Origin of the sequence: Mitsuokella apri, from assembly GCF_051886055.1 — a bacterium.
GTDB lineage: Bacteria > Bacillota > Negativicutes > Selenomonadales > Selenomonadaceae > Mitsuokella.
The window spans coordinates 32,639-48,812 of record NZ_JBJEXT010000005.1 but is presented as its reverse complement, the minus strand read 5'-3'; the positions used below and the strand labels follow the sequence as shown (position 1 = coordinate 48,812).

Annotated in this window: 17 protein-coding genes; all 17 read right to left on the bottom strand. The window is 54.9% G+C overall.

Annotation, left to right across the window (positions count from 1 at the left end; all coding sequences use genetic code 11):
- Positions 1 to 28: 28 nt before the first annotated feature.
- Positions 29 to 1,681, bottom strand: coding sequence for a dihydroxy-acid dehydratase (gene ilvD / locus ACI4OH_RS00500; RefSeq protein ID WP_439783924.1), 1,653 nt, complete (start codon positions 1,679 to 1,681; stop codon positions 29 to 31).
- A 96-nt stretch (positions 1,682 to 1,777) separates the two neighbouring features.
- Positions 1,778 to 2,314: a cob(I)yrinic acid a,c-diamide adenosyltransferase gene (cobO, locus tag ACI4OH_RS00495; RefSeq protein ID WP_439783923.1), complete on the bottom strand. Its 537-nt coding sequence runs from the start codon at positions 2,312 to 2,314 to the stop codon at positions 1,778 to 1,780.
- 442 nt (positions 2,315 to 2,756) lie between these two features.
- Positions 2,757 to 3,137, bottom strand: a complete 381-nt coding sequence (locus ACI4OH_RS00490) for a P-II family nitrogen regulator (RefSeq protein WP_435721406.1) — start codon at positions 3,135 to 3,137, stop codon at positions 2,757 to 2,759.
- A 5-nt stretch (positions 3,138 to 3,142) separates the two neighbouring features.
- Complete coding sequence (locus ACI4OH_RS00485; protein WP_435721405.1) at positions 3,143 to 4,444, bottom strand: ammonium transporter; 1,302 nt, start codon at positions 4,442 to 4,444, stop codon at positions 3,143 to 3,145.
- A 379-nt stretch (positions 4,445 to 4,823) separates the two neighbouring features.
- Positions 4,824 to 5,078, bottom strand: coding sequence for a sulfurtransferase TusA family protein (locus ACI4OH_RS00480; protein ID WP_432647725.1), 255 nt, complete (start codon positions 5,076 to 5,078; stop codon positions 4,824 to 4,826).
- Positions 5,075 to 5,935 carry a ferredoxin-like domain-containing protein gene (locus tag ACI4OH_RS00475; protein ID WP_435721404.1) on the bottom strand — a complete coding sequence of 287 codons (861 nt, stop codon included), beginning with the start codon at positions 5,933 to 5,935 and terminating at the stop codon, positions 5,075 to 5,077. Before ACI4OH_RS00475 ends, ACI4OH_RS00480 begins: the two co-directional genes overlap by 4 nt.
- A gap of 531 nt (positions 5,936 to 6,466) precedes the next feature.
- Entirely contained in the window at positions 6,467 to 6,886 is a 420-nt protein-coding gene (locus ACI4OH_RS00470; RefSeq protein ID WP_432647723.1) for a M67 family metallopeptidase, read from the bottom strand.
- A 24-nt stretch (positions 6,887 to 6,910) separates the two neighbouring features.
- Positions 6,911 to 7,729: a HesA/MoeB/ThiF family protein gene (locus ACI4OH_RS00465; RefSeq protein ID WP_432647722.1), complete on the bottom strand. Its 819-nt coding sequence runs from the start codon at positions 7,727 to 7,729 to the stop codon at positions 6,911 to 6,913.
- On the bottom strand, positions 7,726 to 7,935 hold the full coding sequence (gene thiS / locus ACI4OH_RS00460; RefSeq protein WP_432647721.1) for a sulfur carrier protein ThiS: 210 nt from the start codon (positions 7,933 to 7,935) through the stop codon (positions 7,726 to 7,728). The genes ACI4OH_RS00465 and thiS (ACI4OH_RS00460) overlap by 4 nt, the downstream gene beginning before the upstream one ends.
- 261 nt (positions 7,936 to 8,196) lie before the next feature.
- On the bottom strand, positions 8,197 to 8,829 hold the full coding sequence (locus tag ACI4OH_RS00455) for a thiamine phosphate synthase (protein WP_432647720.1): 633 nt from the start codon (positions 8,827 to 8,829) through the stop codon (positions 8,197 to 8,199).
- Positions 8,816 to 10,078, bottom strand: coding sequence for a 2-iminoacetate synthase ThiH (gene thiH / locus ACI4OH_RS00450; protein WP_439783922.1), 1,263 nt, complete (start codon positions 10,076 to 10,078; stop codon positions 8,816 to 8,818). Before thiH ends, ACI4OH_RS00455 begins: the two co-directional genes overlap by 14 nt.
- Before the next feature lie 17 nt (positions 10,079 to 10,095).
- The gene (locus ACI4OH_RS00445; RefSeq protein WP_439783931.1) at positions 10,096 to 10,863 is read right to left on the bottom strand and encodes a thiazole synthase; all 768 of its coding nucleotides are present in this window, start codon (positions 10,861 to 10,863) and stop codon (positions 10,096 to 10,098) included.
- A gap of 129 nt (positions 10,864 to 10,992) precedes the next feature.
- Complete coding sequence (gene thiS, locus ACI4OH_RS00440) at positions 10,993 to 11,190, bottom strand: sulfur carrier protein ThiS (RefSeq protein ID WP_439783921.1); 198 nt, start codon at positions 11,188 to 11,190, stop codon at positions 10,993 to 10,995.
- Positions 11,191 to 11,473: 283 nt separating this feature from the next.
- On the bottom strand, positions 11,474 to 13,042 hold the full coding sequence (locus tag ACI4OH_RS00435; protein WP_439783920.1) for a nitrite/sulfite reductase: 1,569 nt from the start codon (positions 13,040 to 13,042) through the stop codon (positions 11,474 to 11,476).
- 171 nt (positions 13,043 to 13,213) lie between these two features.
- The gene (locus tag ACI4OH_RS00430; protein WP_432647360.1) at positions 13,214 to 13,621 is read right to left on the bottom strand and encodes a GtrA family protein; all 408 of its coding nucleotides are present in this window, start codon (positions 13,619 to 13,621) and stop codon (positions 13,214 to 13,216) included.
- Positions 13,611 to 14,636: a glycosyltransferase family 2 protein gene (locus tag ACI4OH_RS00425; protein ID WP_432647361.1), complete on the bottom strand. Its 1,026-nt coding sequence runs from the start codon at positions 14,634 to 14,636 to the stop codon at positions 13,611 to 13,613. Before ACI4OH_RS00425 ends, ACI4OH_RS00430 begins: the two co-directional genes overlap by 11 nt.
- Positions 14,637 to 14,656: 20 nt before the next feature.
- Positions 14,657 to 16,174 (bottom strand): ArnT family glycosyltransferase, encoded by a 1,518-nt coding sequence (locus tag ACI4OH_RS00420; RefSeq protein ID WP_432647362.1) that lies wholly within the window; start codon positions 16,172 to 16,174, stop codon positions 14,657 to 14,659.

Here is a 16,174-nt window from a genome sequence, read left to right as displayed (position 1 = left end):
CTTTGTCTGCATTTTGATTTTGCCGATTTTATTTGAGTACGGCACCCGTGCTGGCGGACGTCGTGAGTTTGGCGTAACGGGAGAGGTAACCGGTCTTGATTTTCGGCTCCGGTTTCTTCCAGTTGGCCTTGCGTTTGGCGAGTTCTTCGTCGCTGACGGCAAGCGTCAGACTGCGGTTCGGGATGTCGATGGTGATTTCATCACCGTCTTCGATGAGGGCAATCGGGCCGCCCTCCATGGCCTCCGGCGAGATGTGGCCGACGCAGGCACCCTGGCTGGCACCGCTGAAGCGGCCGTCGGTGATCAGGCCGACTTTGAGGCCGCGGCCCGTGATGACTGCCGTCGGGTTCAGCATTTCCTGCATGCCCGGGCCGCCTTTCGGACCTTCGTAGCGGATGACGACGACGTCGCCGTCATGGATGTCGCCGGCCATGATGGCATCGCAGGCTTCCGTCTCGGAGTTGTAGCATTTTGCTTTGCCCGTGTAGGTCAGCATGTCGGCAGCAACGGCCGAAGCCTTGACAACGGCGTAATCCGGTGCAAGGTTGCCCTTGAGGATGGCGATGCCGCCCTCTTTGCGGTACGGGTCGTCGACGCTGTGGATGACATTGCGGTCGAGGACTTCGGCGTTCTTGATGCGGTCGCCGACCGTGCCCGTGATGGTCAGGGCGTCGAGGTGAATCAGGCCCTTCTTCGAAAGCTCATGCATGACAGCCGGAATACCGCCTGCTTCGTTGAGGTCCGTCATATGATGTTTGCCAGACGGGCTGAGCTTCGTGATGTACGGCGTACGGCGCGAAATTTCATCGAACAGCGGTGCCGGCAGGTCGATGCCTGCTTCGTGTGCGATAGCCGTGAGGTGCAGGACCGTGTTCGAGGAACCGCCGATGCCCATGTCAACCGTGATGGCATTTTCGAACGCTTCGCGCGTCATGATATCACGCGGCTTGATGTCCTTCTTGATGAGTTCCATCAAAGCGGCGCCGGCGCGTTTGGCGAGCAGGCGGCGCTCGCCGTTGTAGGCAGCCGGAATCGTGCCGTTGCCCGGCAGGCCCATGCCGAGAACTTCCGTCAGGGAGTTCATCGTGTTGGCCGTGAAGAGACCGGCGCAGGAACCGCAGCCCGGGCAGCATTTCGACTCAAGGTCTGCCATCTCAGCAGCGTCCATCTGGCCGGCGGCGAATTTGCCGGCAGCTTCGAAGGCCTGGCTGACGCTGACGTCATGGCCGTGGAAACGGCCCGGCAGCATCGGGCCGCCGGAAACGACGACAGCCGGAATGTTCAGGCGGGCAGCGGCCATCAGCATGCCCGGAACGACTTTATCGCAGTTCGGGATCAGCACGAGGCCGTCAAAGCCCGAAGCCATGGTGACGGCTTCGATGGAGTCCGCGATGAGTTCGCGGCTCGCGAGGGAATATTTCATGCCCGTGTGGCCCATGGCAATGCCGTCGCAGACGCCGATTGCCGGGAATTCCATCGGCGTGCCGCCGGCAGCAGCGACACCGAGTTTGGCAGCTTCGGCGATCTCGCGCAGATGAATGTGGCCCGGGATAATTTCATTGAAGGAATTGCAGATACCAATCAGCGGCTTTTTGAGGTCTTCAGGACCGTAGCCATTGGCATGGAACAAGGAACGATGCGCACAGCGCGTAGCGCCTTTTTTGACAATATCACTTCTCATAAGACAACTCTCCTAACTTTTTGTATCGCGTGTCTAGCAATAGTAGACATTTTAGATGCAATTGGTAATGTGATACTTAGTTTACAACATTACGAGTCAAAATTCAATGCCTTTTTGTGCTTTTATTCCAGACTCGAACGGATGCCTATGGGATTTCATCTCCGTGATGAGGTCGGCCTGCGCCAAAAGCACGGCCGGCGCGTCCCTGCCCGTGCAGACGAGATGCAGATTTTTGGGGCGTTGGGCAAGCAAATCTGCCAGCTCCTGTTCGCTGATCAGGCCGAATTTTACGGCGTAGTTGATTTCGTCGAGGATGACCATGTCCCATTTGCCGCTTGTGATTTCAGTCTCGGCCAGCTGCAGGGCTTTTTTCGCAGCCGCGAGGTGCTCTGCGCGCGGTGTCTCCCCCTTGCGCGTAAAACCGAGCCCCATCTGGCGGACTTCGATGCGGCCCTCGGCCTTTGCCAAAGTCTCGATGGCATGAAGCTCCCCGTATTTCCAGCCGCCCTTGATAAACTGCAAAATGAGCACCCTGAGCCCATCCCCCCAGGCCCGCATCGCAAGGCCGAGTGCCGCCGTCGTCTTGCCCTTGCCTTTGCCCGTGTGGACAATCAGCAGTCCCTGACGTTCCATAAACTTCCCCCATTTCTGCATAAAATAAACGGTTTGCTTCTATTATAACATGGGTTTACATCATGGGTTTACATCGAGAAAAGGGCGGGGACCTAGTCACAAAGATATACTGTCCCTGCGAGGATGCTTACTACATTTAAATGTAACTAGGGCGAGGGTGCCTATTCCGCCTGCAGAAGCGGCGTGATTGCCGAAGGCTGGGTCCTAAACGGCTGCAGCCAAATATGATAATGTGAGAACGCCGCGGCAGGCGGCGAAATTACTAAGTGCATAAACAAAAACCATAGGACCCATTTAACAGAGCGACGAAGCCGAAATAGGCGCCCTCGCCTCTGTATCGATGTAAGCCGTCCCCGCCCCTTCCACGATGTAAACAAAAAGAGCCCCGCAGGGCTCTCTTTCTATGAATATGTAGGGATTGAGGAAACGAATTTGTCGGACTTTATTTGGTGTCCATGATGGCCTCAGGGCCGCGGTCGCCGGTGCGGATGCGGACGGCATCGGTGAGTTCGTAGACGAAGATTTTGCCATCGCCTATGTTGCCGGTCCGCACAGCCTTTTGTGCGACCTCAAGGACGCGTTCTACCGGAATCTCGCAGATGACAGTCTCGAGCTTGATTTTTGGCACGAGGTTGATGTCATATTCCTTGCCGCGATAAACTTCCGTGTGGCCTTTCGACAGGCCGCAGCCAAAGACCTGGCTGACGGTCATGCCGAGCACGCCGATATCGTTCAGTGCCTGTTTGAGCTCTTCGAGCTTGCTGGCACGGGTAATAATTTCTACTTTGGTAATTTTTCTCTTTTCCGTATTTTCTGTAGCCATGATGATTACTCCTTCTGCGTACTCAGAATCGTATTTGCAAGCATCTCGCTGGAGTTCTCAAGCGAAGCAATCGGGCTGCCGGCCATCATGGAGCTGGCATAACCGCGCTCGCCGTGCTCGACAACATCGAGACCTGCAATTTCTTCCGTCTCATCAGCGCGAACCTTCATGAAGTGGCTGACAATCTTGAAGAGGATGTACGTGCCAACGATGGCCAGGGCATATGCGACGATAACCGAAACAACCTGAGCGAAGAGGAGGTGCGTCTCGCCGTAGAACAGGCCGTTTGCACCAGCCGGGTTGACTTCCGTCGTAGCCCAGAGGCCCGTAGCGATGGAGCCCCAGGTACCGCCAATACCATGAACACCGAAAGCATCGAGGGAATCATCATAACCGAGTTTTTCTTTGAGGACGGCAACGGCGAAGTAGCAGACAATACCGCCGATCAGGCCAATGGCCAGAGCTGGCATCGGCTTAACAAAGCCGGCAGCAGGAGTGATGGCAACGAGGCCGGCGATGCAGCCCGAAGCAGCACCGAGGATGGTCGGTTTGCCGTTGCGGATCCACTCAGCGAGTACCCAGGAAACCGTTGCACCGGCAGCAGCAACCTGCGTCGTGACAAAAGCATTGGCAGCGAGGCCGTTAGCACCGAGAGCCGAGCCGGCGTTGAAGCCGAACCAGCCGAACCAAAGAAGCGTAGCGCCGAGAACCGTCATCGGCAGGTTGTGCGGAATCATGGCAAACTGGCCGTAGCCACGGCGTGCGCCGAGAAGAATACAAATCGTAAGGCCCGAAACACCGGAGAGGATGTGAATGACAAGGCCGCCGGCGAAGTCAAGAGCACCGAGCTGCGAAAGGAAGCCGCCGCCCCATACCCAGTGGGCCATCGGGTTGTAAATGAAGATTGCCCAGAGCAGGATCAAAACGGCGAAAGCTGCGAAGCGCATGCGCTCTGCAAATGCACCAGTAATGAGGGCCGGCGTGATGACGGCGAACATGCACTGGAAGGCAACGAACGCGAGCTCCGGAATCGTGCCGTTTTCGAGAACGTTGAGGCCGACGCCTGCAAGACCGATCTTATCGAGGCTGCCGATGAAACCATTGATATCCGTGCCGAACGTCATGGCATAACCGATGATGACCCATTCAACGGAAATCATTGCTACAATGAAGAAACTCTGCATAATCGTGGTCAGGACGTTTTTGCTGCGAACCATGCCGCCGTAGAAGAACGCAAGACCAGGTGTCATAATGAAAACCAGGGCTGCACTTATCAGCACCCAGGCAGTATCGCCAGTGTCAATCATGTAAATCAAATCCTTTCCCATTAGCTCGAAAAAAATGCGATTTGTGGAAAATATAATAGCTTTTCCCCTGACTCCCCGCTGCACTCTGCCGGCCAAAAAGCAAAAAGCGTCCAGCCGCATGACACAAAGGTCATGCCTGCCGGACGCCATTGTCCACTTCTGGCCGCTGTTTGGTTTTGGGGATTTTCAACGGAAAGTGTTGACAGCTTGAAACATAAAAACCCCGAAGGATTTGGTACCTAAATCCTTCGGGGCTCCGTTGCCTCTTGCTGATGTGTATATAATAACAGGCTCTGTGACTTTCGTCAACACCAAATTGTCATGTATACATGTATTCTCAAAAATTAGATTGAAAATCATGCTCTGCAAAAAAACGCCTTTATGCAAGCAGGCCGTTCTTCTTGACAATCAGATCGTACGTCCCATCTTCGCGCTTCTTGACGGAAAGCACCTTGTGGTCCTCATCCTTGAGGCTGCGCGGCACATTCTGGATGGGCTCGCCGTCATTGAGATGCACGGCAAGCGTCTGACCGTCTTCGAGGTCTTCGAGGGCCATCTTGACTTTGACAAACGTAATCGGGCAGACAACATCCGTGATATCGAGCTCTGCGTCCGTCTTTACTGCTTCACTCATAAGATTTCCTCCACTCTCTTCTGGAATTTATCCCAGCCCACGCGGTCCAGGCAGTTTGCGAAGCGTTCGCTCGGTTTGGCATTTTCCTCAAAGAACGCCAGCGTCGCATCGACAATCGCGTAGAGCTTCTCCTCTTCAAAAACAATCGGCAGGAAATGACGGCCGACGGCGATGCGGTTGCCGTAAAGACCGCCGAACGAAATGACAAAACCTGCCTCACCCTGCCAGGCGTCCGTCGGGCAGCTCTTGATGCATTTGCCGCAGTAAACGCATTTTTCGCGGTCAATGCGGACTTCGCTGTTTGCTGCATCCACCGTAATGGCCTTTTCAGGGCAGACGGCCTCGCAGACGCCGCAGTAAACGCAGCTGTCCTGCTTCCACTCCGGCTTAATGCCACCCTTGACGCCGAAGTCATTTTCCTCGGCCTTCAGGCAGTTGTTGTGGCAGCCCGTGAAACCGAATTTGAACTTATGAGGCAGCTCGCGGCCGCCGTAGCGCTTGTCAAATTCATTCGCGAGTTTCTGCGTGTCGATGAGGCCCGACGCACAGATCGCACAGCCCTGACAGGCCGTAATCGTGCGCACGCGCGGACCGCAGACGCCGACGGACACCCCGCCCTCGTGCAGGGCCTTCTTGACCTCGTCGATATCCTGCAGATGGATGAACGGGATCTCGATACCCTGACGCGACGTCAGATGCACATAGCCCTTGCCGTATTTTTCTGCGACCTGCTGAATCGTGCCGAGCTGCGCCGCCGTGAAATGGCCGCCGACCGACTTTAAGCGCATGGAAAAACAATCCTTCTGCCGCTGGCGCATGAAACCGCCTTTTTTGAGCTCCTTATAATCAACTGCCATGGAAATTTCCTCCTAAAACTCCTAAGATATATAATTTGTGTTACATCGTGGTGTACAAGGCGTTTTCAGGGGGCATTTAACGTTCCGCGCAGCAGGCTGAAGCTTCACTTATAAATGCCCCCTGAAAACTCAATGCTGATAAAACATGGATGCAAGGTTAGCAATACATCGTAGCACCTATGGCGTTTGGAAGGAGTATCGAACGCTCCGCGCAGCAGGCTGAAGCTCCGCTTATCGATACTCCTCCCAAACTTAATATCTGCAAGGACGAGCGAAGCAAAGTCCGTCCTCGAACCGAGAGACGAGTATGCTGGAAGTAAGGGAAGGGCTGGACAAAAGCGAAGCGTTCATTTGTCTGCGTGAAGAACTTATTTTTTGCCAGCTAGAACCCTTGCAAGGGAGCGTCGTTCAAACGAAGTGCGTTTAGCTCCCTGCAAGGCTGAATTAAAAGGCAAAAAATAAGTTTAGCAGACAAATGCCGCGCAGCGTTGGCCGGCCCTTCCCGCCTTCCATCCCCTCTCTCCCCTCACCTCACCGAATGCGCAAATCTTCTTTGGTGACATCCTGCTGCTTCTCGATGTGAAAGCTGTTCAGCACAGGTTCGCCGCCGTTCAGGGACAAAATGAAGTAGCTTGCCCTGCTGTCATAGGCGAGCCGTTTATCCTCTTCGCTCGGTCGTGACGGCGTGGCGGGGTGGCTGTGCCAGTTGCCGAGGAGTTCGAGACCTTCGGCGCGCATTTCCTTAACGGCCGCGAACTGCTCCTTTGGGTCGAGTGAGAAATGCTCGGGACTGTGGTCGAGATTCGTCAGGAAAAAGACGTGCTCCACGAATTTTTCACCTGTCTTTTCATCGATGCGGCCGCCCAGAAGCCCGCAGTCCTCATTCGGCGCGTTTTTGCGCGCGTGCTGCACGAGGGCGAGATAGTCCGCGAGTTTTAAATGCACAATCATATTCTGCCTCACTTCCCCTTCTCTTTAATGCTGGCGCAAATCGCAGGCCGGCTGTTCGTAGTCGATGAGCTCCGTAATCGTCGGATGCTCGCCGCAGATGCCGCATTTCGGATTCTTCGGGATCTTGATCTTGCGGAAATTCATCGTCAGGGCATCGTATGTCAGAAGATACCCCGTCAAAAGGTCGCCGACGCCCAGAATGTATTTGAGGGCTTCCGTCGCCTGCAGTGTGCCGATGACGCCGCCCATGACGCCGAGCACGCCGGCCTGACGGCAGGTCGGCACCGCGTCCTTCGGCGGCATCGTCGGGAAAACGCAGCGGTAGCACGGTCCCTGCCCCGGCACATATGTCATGAGCTGTCCCTGAAAGCGGATAATGCCGGCATGCGAAAAAGGCTTTTTCTCAAAGACGCAGGCATCGTTAATCAGGAACTTCGCGGGGAAATTGTCCGTGCCGTCGATGATGAAGTCATAATCCTCGGAACGGATGATGTCGCGAATGTTCTTCGACGTCACCATCTCGTTGTACGTATGGACCTTGACATCAGGATTCATCGCCGCAATGGTCTCGCGGCCCGACTCGACTTTTGGCTTGCCGACATCGGCCGTCTGGTGGATGATCTGACGCTGCAGATTCGAGAGGTCGACGACATCAAAGTCGACGAGGCCGATCGTGCCGACACCGGCAGCCGCGAGGTACATCGCAGCCGGCGCGCCGAGGCCGCCCGTGCCGATGACGAGGACTTTGCTGTTCAGGATTTTTTCCTGCCCTTTGCCGCCGACCTGCTTCAATATAATATGGCGCGAATAGCGCTCAATCTGTTCATTCGTCAAACTGCTCATCTGGCACCGCCTCCCATGAAGTAGAGGAATTCAATCTTGTCGCCATCCTTGACAAAAGTCGACTCAAAGCCCTTGTGGTCGACAAACTCACCGTTGAGTTCGACCGTCACATAGTCGGGCTGCTCGGCCTTCGCGACGACGAGCAGTTCCTTGAGGTTGATGCTTTTCTCGAGACTGAGATCCTTGCCATTTACCGTTACCTTCATGAAAAATCCCTCCATAAGAAAAAGCCCACGATAAAGAACCCACGGCAGACAGAGACTGCGAGCAGGAATATCCATATCATGAGCTTTCGTTGACGAATAACTCCTATATGCTTTTACAATACATATAAAATAAATATGTTTAACAATTTATGGTTATTATACAGCCGTATGTGACGATTGTCAACACGGATTGTAAAAAGTCACAAAAAGTCGCGTAAAATCAGCAAAATCGTAAAAGTCATGGCAAGTCATCGTCATTTGTCATTTTCTGAGCCACAGGCTGCCCTTCATCAGGGAACTCATCGCGCAGCCGCCGGCGGCACCGGCCGCGAGGACTTCAGGGAGCCGCGCCGGCGTCAGGCCGCCAATGGCAAAAACCGGCAGGTCTGACGACGAAGTGACTTCGCGCAGGAAAGTCAGTCCGCGCGGCGAAAGGCCCGGCTTGCACGAAGTCGCGTAGATGTGACCGGCAAAGGCATACGTGCAGCCGAGCTCTGCAGCTTCTTTGACATCCTGCACGGAATGACACGAAGTGCCAAGCTCGGCAAAATTCAGCTCTTTTCCCTCTGCCCTGACCCTGCGCAAAAGCGGCAGCGGCAGATGCAGGCCCGCAGGCCGAAGTTTTTGGGCTGCTTCGATAAATTGATGCAGGATGCAGGGAACGTCATGCTTTGCACAAATCGCCATGACTTTTCTGGCAAGGGCCTCATAAGCTTCGGGCGTCATATCCTTTTCACGCAGCACAATGGCCCTCGGCCCTGCCGCGGCGATTTTTTCAAGACGCTGCAGAAAGTCAGCCTGACTTTTAAAGAGTCTGCGATTCGTCACGCAGATGACTTTTTCAAGGTCAAAGTCCGACTGAAAATCAGCATGACCGGAATTAAAGGTAGACATAGTCGTTCAGGACAGGCTGCAGGCCCTCAGAGGCCATGTCGTCGTACATGCGTCTGAGGCTGCGCGTATCGGCAATCTCAAACTGGGCGTCACCTGTCTCTCCTTCCTCTTTGCCCGTGTATTTCTCCTCGTGGTCGCCGATGCCCGTCGAGACGCCGGCGGAAATCTTCGTCGCGGCGATGCGCACGATGCCGTTGCGGAATTTGGCCGTCTCGCGCGAGGACACTGTGATGCCGACATACGGCAGGAAAATGCGGTACGCGCAGAGAATCTGGCAGAGCTGACGCTCGCCGACATCGAGCGGATTGATTTTTTCGTTGTTGATGATTGGGCGCAGGCGCGGACATGACAGCGAGAACTCGGCCTGCGGGTATTTGCGCTGCAGATAGTAGACGTGCAGGGCCGTTGCGAGGGCGTCCTTGCGGAAGTCGGCAAGGCCTAAGAGTGCCGAGAAGCCGACGCCGCGCATGCCGCCCATGAGCGCGCGTTCCTGTGCTTCGAAGCGGTACGGCCAGACGCGTTTATGGCCCATGAGGTGCAGGGTCTCGTATTTCTTGAGGTCGTACGTCTCCTGAAAGACCGTGACATAGTCGGCGCCGCATTCGTGCAGGTAGGCATAATCCTTGACATTCATCGGGTAGACCTCAAGGCCGACATTGCGGAAATACTTGCACGCAAGCTTGCAGGCCTCGCCGATGTATGCGACGCTGCTCTTCGTCTTGCTCTCGCCCGTCAGCATGAGGATTTCCTCCATGCCGCTGTCCGCGATGACTTTCATCTCGTACTCGATTTCCTCGGGATTCAGCTGCAGGCGGTGAATGTCGTTATAGCAGTTGAAGCCGCAGTAAACGCAGTAGTTCTCGCAGTAGTTGGCGATGTAGAGCGGCGTAAAGAGGTAGACCGTATTGCCGAAATGACGGCTCGTCTCGCGGCTCGCGCGCTCCGCCATCTGCTCAAGAAGCGGCGCGGCGGCCGGCGAGAGCAGGGCCTTGAAGTCCTCAATCGTGCAGGTCTCGTGCTCAAGAGCCCTTTTCGCGTCGAGAATCGTGTAGGTGTCGGGGTCATAGGCGTTCATGGCCGAGATGACCTTGTTGCGCACGTCCGAATGAATCTGCTCCATATCCGGCAGATAGTCCATCGGGTTCGTGCGGCACGAAGGGTCCGTCTCAAGGCGGTGTTTCTTCGCGAGGGCCTTTTCGCTGAGTTTGTCGGAGTCAATGAAGAAATGATTTTCTTTTTTCTCGCTCATTTTTTCTCCCCCCCCTATCAGCGCAAAAAACCAGTCAATGGGTCGGAAGCGGCGCCGCCGCGCTGCAGCACGCGGCCGAGGCCAGCAAGATACGCCTTGCGGCCGGCCTTTATCGCATCGCGAAAAGCCGAGGCCATCAGCGGCACATTGCCGGCCGTCGCGAGAGCCGTGTTCGCCATGATGGCAGCAACGCCCATCTCCATGGCCTCGCAGGCCTCCGACGGCTTGCCGATGCCGGCATCGACGATGATTGGCAGGTCCATCTCGTCGATGAGAATCTGGATGAATTCTTTCGTCGCGAGGCCTTTATTCGAGCCAATCGGCGCGGCGAGCGGCATGATGGCAGCGGCGCCGGCTTCCTTGAGGCTGCGGGCGGCGTAGAGGTCCGGATACATGTACGGCAGGACGACAAAGCCCTCTTTGGCGAGCGTTTCCGTCGCGCGGATGGTCTCGTTGTTGTCCGGCAGCAGGTATTTCGAGTCGCGCATGATCTCGACTTTGACAAAATCGCCGCAGCCAAGGGCCCTGCCGAGGTGTGCGATGCGCACGGCCTCCTCCGCCGTACGGGCGCCCGAGGTATTCGGCAGCAGCGTCACGGTCTTCGGCACGTAGTCGAGGATGTTTTCCTTTTCCTTCGTGTTGGCGCGGCGCACGGCCACCGTAATGAGCTCGGCTTCGGCGTAGCGCACGGCCGCATCGATGAGCTGCAGCGAATATTTACCGGAACCTAAGATAAAGCGCGAATGAAATTTATGGCCGCCGAGCACCAAAGCGTCTTCTGCCATCTTTGCTTCCAGATTTTCACTCTTATTGTTCTTGCTTTCGTTATGCTGTTCCATTTATGTCGCTTCTTTCCATAATATAAGTACTATAAGGTAAACATGTTAAAGACCAAAAGCCTGTGGGCCCCTTTCTCAGCAGCCGCCGCCCATAAAGCAGACGACTTCCACGACATCGCCGTCTTTCAGGCGCGTCGCTGCGTAATCCTCTTTCGCGAGAATCTCACCGTTGTACTCGACGGCCACGGCACGGCTGTCATAGCCGGCTTCCTCCAAAAAATCCGGCAGCAGCACGCCCGCTTTTGCCTGCGGCTCTCCATTGATTGTTACCATATCGTCACCTCTTCTGCACTGCTCAAAAAAAGAAGGAATGCCCGTTTGGGCATTCCCTCTGATGCTTGCATTTCAATCATTTTCTGATGTATTTTGCAAATTGCGCTTGCACACGCTGGTTTCCTACGTTGGCATTGTCCAAATCAGGTCATGGGTCGGAATCGTGAATTCCCTCTCAGCCTGCTTTGACAAATTTTTAAGCTCTGTCCGCAAGCTCCCCAGCTATGAAATTATAATACTTTTTTATTATAGACCGTTTCGTTGGCAATTACAATAGATTTTTTCAGCTTGCTTTGTATGGATTGACAAGGTTCTGCCATACAGATATATCGGTGCGGGCAATGACCTGATGGAACGATTCGCCTGCTTTGCGCAGATTCAGATAGTGCTGAATCAAAGCCCTGACGCAGGCTTCGAGCTGGCTATCAGGAATTTTTCCCTCGAGTTTTTTCGCAAAAGCGGCATGCGGGCCGAGATGGCCGCCGAGCTGCAGGGTATAGACCGGGACGATTTCGTTCCCGACTTTGGCGCGGCCGCCCGTGAGGCCGATGTCGGCCAGCTGGGGCTGGGCACAGGCATGAGAGCAGCCCGTAAGGTTGATACGCAGGGGCAGGCCGATGGCGGGGAATTCATCTTCCATGGCCAGAGCCAGTTTCTGCAGGCGGTATTTCGTCTCAATCGGTGCGAAGTTGCAGTAAGCATTGCCCGTGCACGAGGAAGCATAGCCCGTGAAAAAGCCCGGCGCGAGCGGATAGCGCGTAAAGATTTCGTCGGCAGTGAGTTCTTCTGCCTTCTCTGCAGGAATGTCCGTCAGGATGAGGTTCTGCGAATTGGTCGTGCGCAGGCGGCCCTGACCGAATGTTTCTGCAAGTTCGGCAAAATGTGCGAGGTCTTTGGCCTGTACATGGCCGTTTGGCAGATGCAGTCCGACGTAGACGAGGCCTGCCTGTTTCTGGTCATGGACGCCATAGAAACGGCCGTAGTTCCAGCCTTTCGTGACTTCTTCGCCGCCGCGCGGCAGTTCTCCCGTCTGGGCCTCGATTTTTGCCGCCACGGCCTCGATGCCGAGGTCATCGACGAGGAATTTCAGACGGCAGTGCGTGCGCTTTTCGCGGTAGCCTTCATCGCGGAACAGCGTGGCTGCAGCTTGCGCGACTTTCAGGACATTTTCCGGATGGATGAAGAACGGCAGTTTTTTCGCGAGATACGGCTCTGCCGAAAGGCCGCCGCCGATGTAGGCATGGAAGCCTGCTTCCCCGTCAAGTTTTGCCGGCACAAAGGCGAGGTCGTTGATGCGCGCAAAACCTGCGTCATGCGGATTGGCCGAAATCGAGATCTTGAGTTTGCGCGGCAGATTGGAAAATTCCGGATTGCCGAGGAAGAAGCGGAAGACTTCTTCAACGATGGGGCGCGTGTCGAGGAGCTCTTCAGCGTCGATACCTGCAAGCGGATTGCCGAGAATCGTGCGCGGCACGTCGCCGCAGGCCTCGACCGAGCTCAGGCCGACTGCTTCAAGACGCGGCAGGATGTCAAGCGCATCTTTTAAGGTGATGTTATGAATCTGCACGGCCTGACGAATCGTAATCTGGATTTCGCCTTTGCCGTATTCTTCCGCTAAGTCCGCCAGGACTTTTGCCTGCGCTGCTGTCACCTGCCCCGACGGCAGCTTGACGCGCACGAGGAAATGACCGTCGCGCGGCCGCTGGGCATAGATGCCAGCCCATTTGAGGCGTTCCACATCGCCGGGGTCGATCTCCTTGAATTCCTTCTTTGCTAACTTTGCGAGGTCCTTGAAAATTTCCAGACCGTCTTTTTCGTATTTCCATTTTTCATTGCGATTGTCAAATTCCATTTTTTCTCTCCTGTCGATATCTTTCCTGTTTTAGGGTAAAAAAATAGAGACTCCTGCAGAATATGCAGGAACCTCCATTTGCTGGTCAGTTACTCTTTGCTTTATCAAGATAACATAGCATTTTACTATGCGTCTGTGACCAAAGTCACACTTCTGTATTTTTTACGGTCCTTATTTGCGTCCGAACGCAAAGATCTTGACGAACAGGAACGTAATCGGCACGCCGAGGATGGCGGCAATCAGGTAGCTCGCAAGCGACGGCAGCCCCATCAAATTGTAGACAACAAAGACAATGATATTCTGGATGATGTAGTTCGGCACATAGGAAAGGAAGAATTTTACATAGCGCACAAGGCTCATCTTTGTCGGGAAGACGAAGACGCTGTTTAAAAGATACGCATTGATATTCGAAAGGATGTAGCCGATATTAAAGGCGAGATTGGCATCGCCTGCAACGAGTGGTTCGATGATTTTCGCCAGAAAGCTGCAGAGAAACGTATTGATGCAGCCGACGACGAGAAAGAGCAGAAACGCCCGCGTAAAAAAGTGATGCTTGATGGCCTCGAAATTAAACTTCATGCAGGGGCTTCCCCTTTCCCGCAGGTTCCTCTGCTTTCTCGGCCTCATCCGCATCGTCAAGGCCATGCACAAGGTCTTCAGGCTTGCCGCGCTCCAGAAGATACAGCGGACGGCGTTTCGTCTCTTCGTACGTACGGCCGAGGTATTCGCCGATGATGCCGAGAATCAAAAGCTGCATGCCGCCAAAAAACAGGATGCAGGCCATGATTGTCGGCCAGCCGGCCGTCGTACTCTCCTCAATAAGCGTTTCATACAATACATAGATGAAGGCAAAGACACTCGCGATAAGGCTGGCCATGCCGAAGTAAAGGCCGAGGCGCAGCGGAAACGTCGAACACGTGAAAACGCCGTCGACGGCAAGGCGCCACATCTTGCGCGGCGAAAACTTCGAAACACCGGCAAAGCGCGGCGGCGCCGTGAAATGCAGCTGCTTCTGACGGAATCCCATCGCACCGATGAGCCCGCGGATAAAACGCGCATGCTCGCGGTAGCGGCGGAAGGCCACGACGGCCTTGTGATCCATCAGGCGGAAATCCGAGCCGCCCGGCTGTACGGGCACTTCGGAGATGAGGTTGAGGAATTTGTAATAGCCTGCCGAGGTCGTCCGTTTGAGCCATGAGGCATCCTTTGTCGCATCGCGGATGGTCTGCACGACTTCATAACCGTCTTCCCAGTACTTCAAAAGCGTCGGGATGAGTTCGGGCGGATGCTGCATATCGCCGTCCATCGTGATGACGACATCGCCGTCCGCATGGTCGAGGCCGCAGGTCAGCGCGAGCTGATGGCCGTAGTTGCGCGCCAGAAACATCGGCTGGACATGATGGTCTTCGTGCTCCAGTTCATGCAGGATAGCGCGGCTCTTGTCGCGCGAGCCATCGTCAACAAAGATGATTTCCCAATCGAAATCAAGACCGGCCATAGCTTTTTTGACGGCTTCGTAAAAATGCTGCAAATTGTCCTCTTCGTTATAAACCGGTACAACGATGGATAATCTTCTTTTCTTTATGCTCTTCATGCCTAAGGGCTTCCCTTCTTCTAGTTTTTCTCTTCCTCCGTGCGGCGGGCCGGCACAACAGCCTTGACGATGGACGTGCCGTGCTGTTCATCTACGACTTCCAGCGCGCTGTCCTGCAGACGGCCGCGCAAAAATGGCAGGCGCGGCGTCTCACAGAGGATGTAAACGGTCGTTTCGGGCGGCAGGTCTTCATAAGCGAGGAACGGCATGACATTCTTGGCATTCCAGCTCATGCCGCCCGGCTGAATCTCCGCAAGCTCCCTTTTGCCGATGAGTTCGGGGATATTTTCGCCATAGTAGAAGACCGTCGAGGTCCGATAATGGATACGGTCATTATTATAATCGCCGTAGTTAACGACAAGGTGATGCTCCGGATTAAGATTTCTTAATGCTGCCGCCACATCCCTGCCCGACTGCTGCGCGCAGAGCGGAATGGCAGCCGCGAAGAGCAGGACAAAATAAACGAAATACGAAGCAAGGGCCAGTCTTTTCACGAAAGTCACATGGTCCTTCAGCAGGCGTCCGGCGAGAATCGCCATCGGCAGAAAGGCCGGCTGCGTGTACGTGACGTACTTCGTGGCCATGCACTGGAAAAAGAGATGGACGAGCAGGGCCCAGATGAAGAGAAACAACGCACCCTCGCTGAAAGACCTCTCCTTGACGCGGGCCTTGAGCTCCTGCCAGCGTTTTTTCACCTGCCAGAGTACGACAAACGACCACGGCAAAAAGCCCAGCAGGAAAATCAGGATGTAGTAGAACCAGACATCATCGCGGGCATGCTCGGCGACGCGCGCACGCAGGAAATTATGCACGCCAAAGAACGTATCGATGAAGTCCATGCCGTGCAGCCGGTACATGACGTAGTACCACGAGCCGCCCACGAGCAGGAAAACGGCCATGCCGGAAAACCACTTCATGCGCAAAAGCTCTTTGGGACGCCGCCTGACACAGAGAAAGACGAGCAGGATAAAGCCCGGCAGCAAAAAGCCAATCGGCCCTTTCGTCAGGACAGTCAGCCCCGAAAAGAGAAAGGCCAGTACATAGAGGCTGCGCCGGCCGCTCCTGTAAGCGAGGAAAAAGGCAATGAGTACAGCATTAAAGAAAAAGACAAACGTCATGTCCGTGATGACGGCCTTCGAAAGATAGAAAAACGCCGTCGTCGTGCCGAAAATCAAGGCCGAGAGCAGGGCCGTGCTTTTATCATAAAGCTTCCGCGCAAAATAATAGGTCTCCAGCACATTGAGCACCGAAAAGACCGCAGGGAAAAAGCGGGCGGCAAATTCATTCACGCCAAAGGCTGAAAAAGCCGCCAAAAGCTCCCAATAAAAGAAAATCGGTTTATCATACCAATAATTGCCGTAGATGCGCGGCGAGATATAATCGCCTGAGGCCAGCATCTCCTTCGCCGTCAGCGCGTAATTGGATTCCACGGGATCCGTGATGGCCAATTGGCCGTTGCCGGCCAGCACGAGCACGATAAGGGCCAGCAAAAACACCAGCGGCTGCCGCGTCCGCAGGAATTGTGCAACTTTATTCAT

Coding starts and splice junctions, on each gene's coding strand:
- ilvD (WP_439783924.1), bottom strand. CDS start 1,681: ATGAGAAGTGATATTGTCAAAAAAGGCGCTACGCGCTGTGCGCATCGT.
- cobO (WP_439783923.1), bottom strand. CDS start 2,314: ATGGAACGTCAGGGACTGCTGATTGTCCACACGGGCAAAGGCAAGGGC.
- ACI4OH_RS00490 (WP_435721406.1), bottom strand. CDS start 3,137: ATGGCTACAGAAAATACGGAAAAGAGAAAAATTACCAAAGTAGAAATT.
- ACI4OH_RS00485 (WP_435721405.1), bottom strand. CDS start 4,444: ATGATTGACACTGGCGATACTGCCTGGGTGCTGATAAGTGCAGCCCTG.
- ACI4OH_RS00480 (WP_432647725.1), bottom strand. CDS start 5,078: ATGAGTGAAGCAGTAAAGACGGACGCAGAGCTCGATATCACGGATGTT.
- ACI4OH_RS00475 (WP_435721404.1), bottom strand. CDS start 5,935: ATGGCAGTTGATTATAAGGAGCTCAAAAAAGGCGGTTTCATGCGCCAG.
- ACI4OH_RS00470 (WP_432647723.1), bottom strand. CDS start 6,886: ATGATTGTGCATTTAAAACTCGCGGACTATCTCGCCCTCGTGCAGCAC.
- ACI4OH_RS00465 (WP_432647722.1), bottom strand. CDS start 7,729: ATGAGCAGTTTGACGAATGAACAGATTGAGCGCTATTCGCGCCATATT.
- thiS (WP_432647721.1), bottom strand. CDS start 7,935: ATGAAGGTAACGGTAAATGGCAAGGATCTCAGTCTCGAGAAAAGCATC.
- ACI4OH_RS00455 (WP_432647720.1), bottom strand. CDS start 8,829: ATGTCTACCTTTAATTCCGGTCATGCTGATTTTCAGTCGGACTTTGAC.
- thiH (WP_439783922.1), bottom strand. CDS start 10,078: ATGAGCGAGAAAAAAGAAAATCATTTCTTCATTGACTCCGACAAACTC.
- ACI4OH_RS00445 (WP_439783931.1), bottom strand. CDS start 10,863: ATGGCAGAAGACGCTTTGGTGCTCGGCGGCCATAAATTTCATTCGCGC.
- thiS (WP_439783921.1), bottom strand. CDS start 11,190: ATGGTAACAATCAATGGAGAGCCGCAGGCAAAAGCGGGCGTGCTGCTG.
- ACI4OH_RS00435 (WP_439783920.1), bottom strand. CDS start 13,042: ATGGAATTTGACAATCGCAATGAAAAATGGAAATACGAAAAAGACGGT.
- ACI4OH_RS00430 (WP_432647360.1), bottom strand. CDS start 13,621: ATGAAGTTTAATTTCGAGGCCATCAAGCATCACTTTTTTACGCGGGCG.
- ACI4OH_RS00425 (WP_432647361.1), bottom strand. CDS start 14,636: ATGAAGAGCATAAAGAAAAGAAGATTATCCATCGTTGTACCGGTTTAT.
- ACI4OH_RS00420 (WP_432647362.1), bottom strand. CDS start 16,174: ATGAATAAAGTTGCACAATTCCTGCGGACGCGGCAGCCGCTGGTGTTT.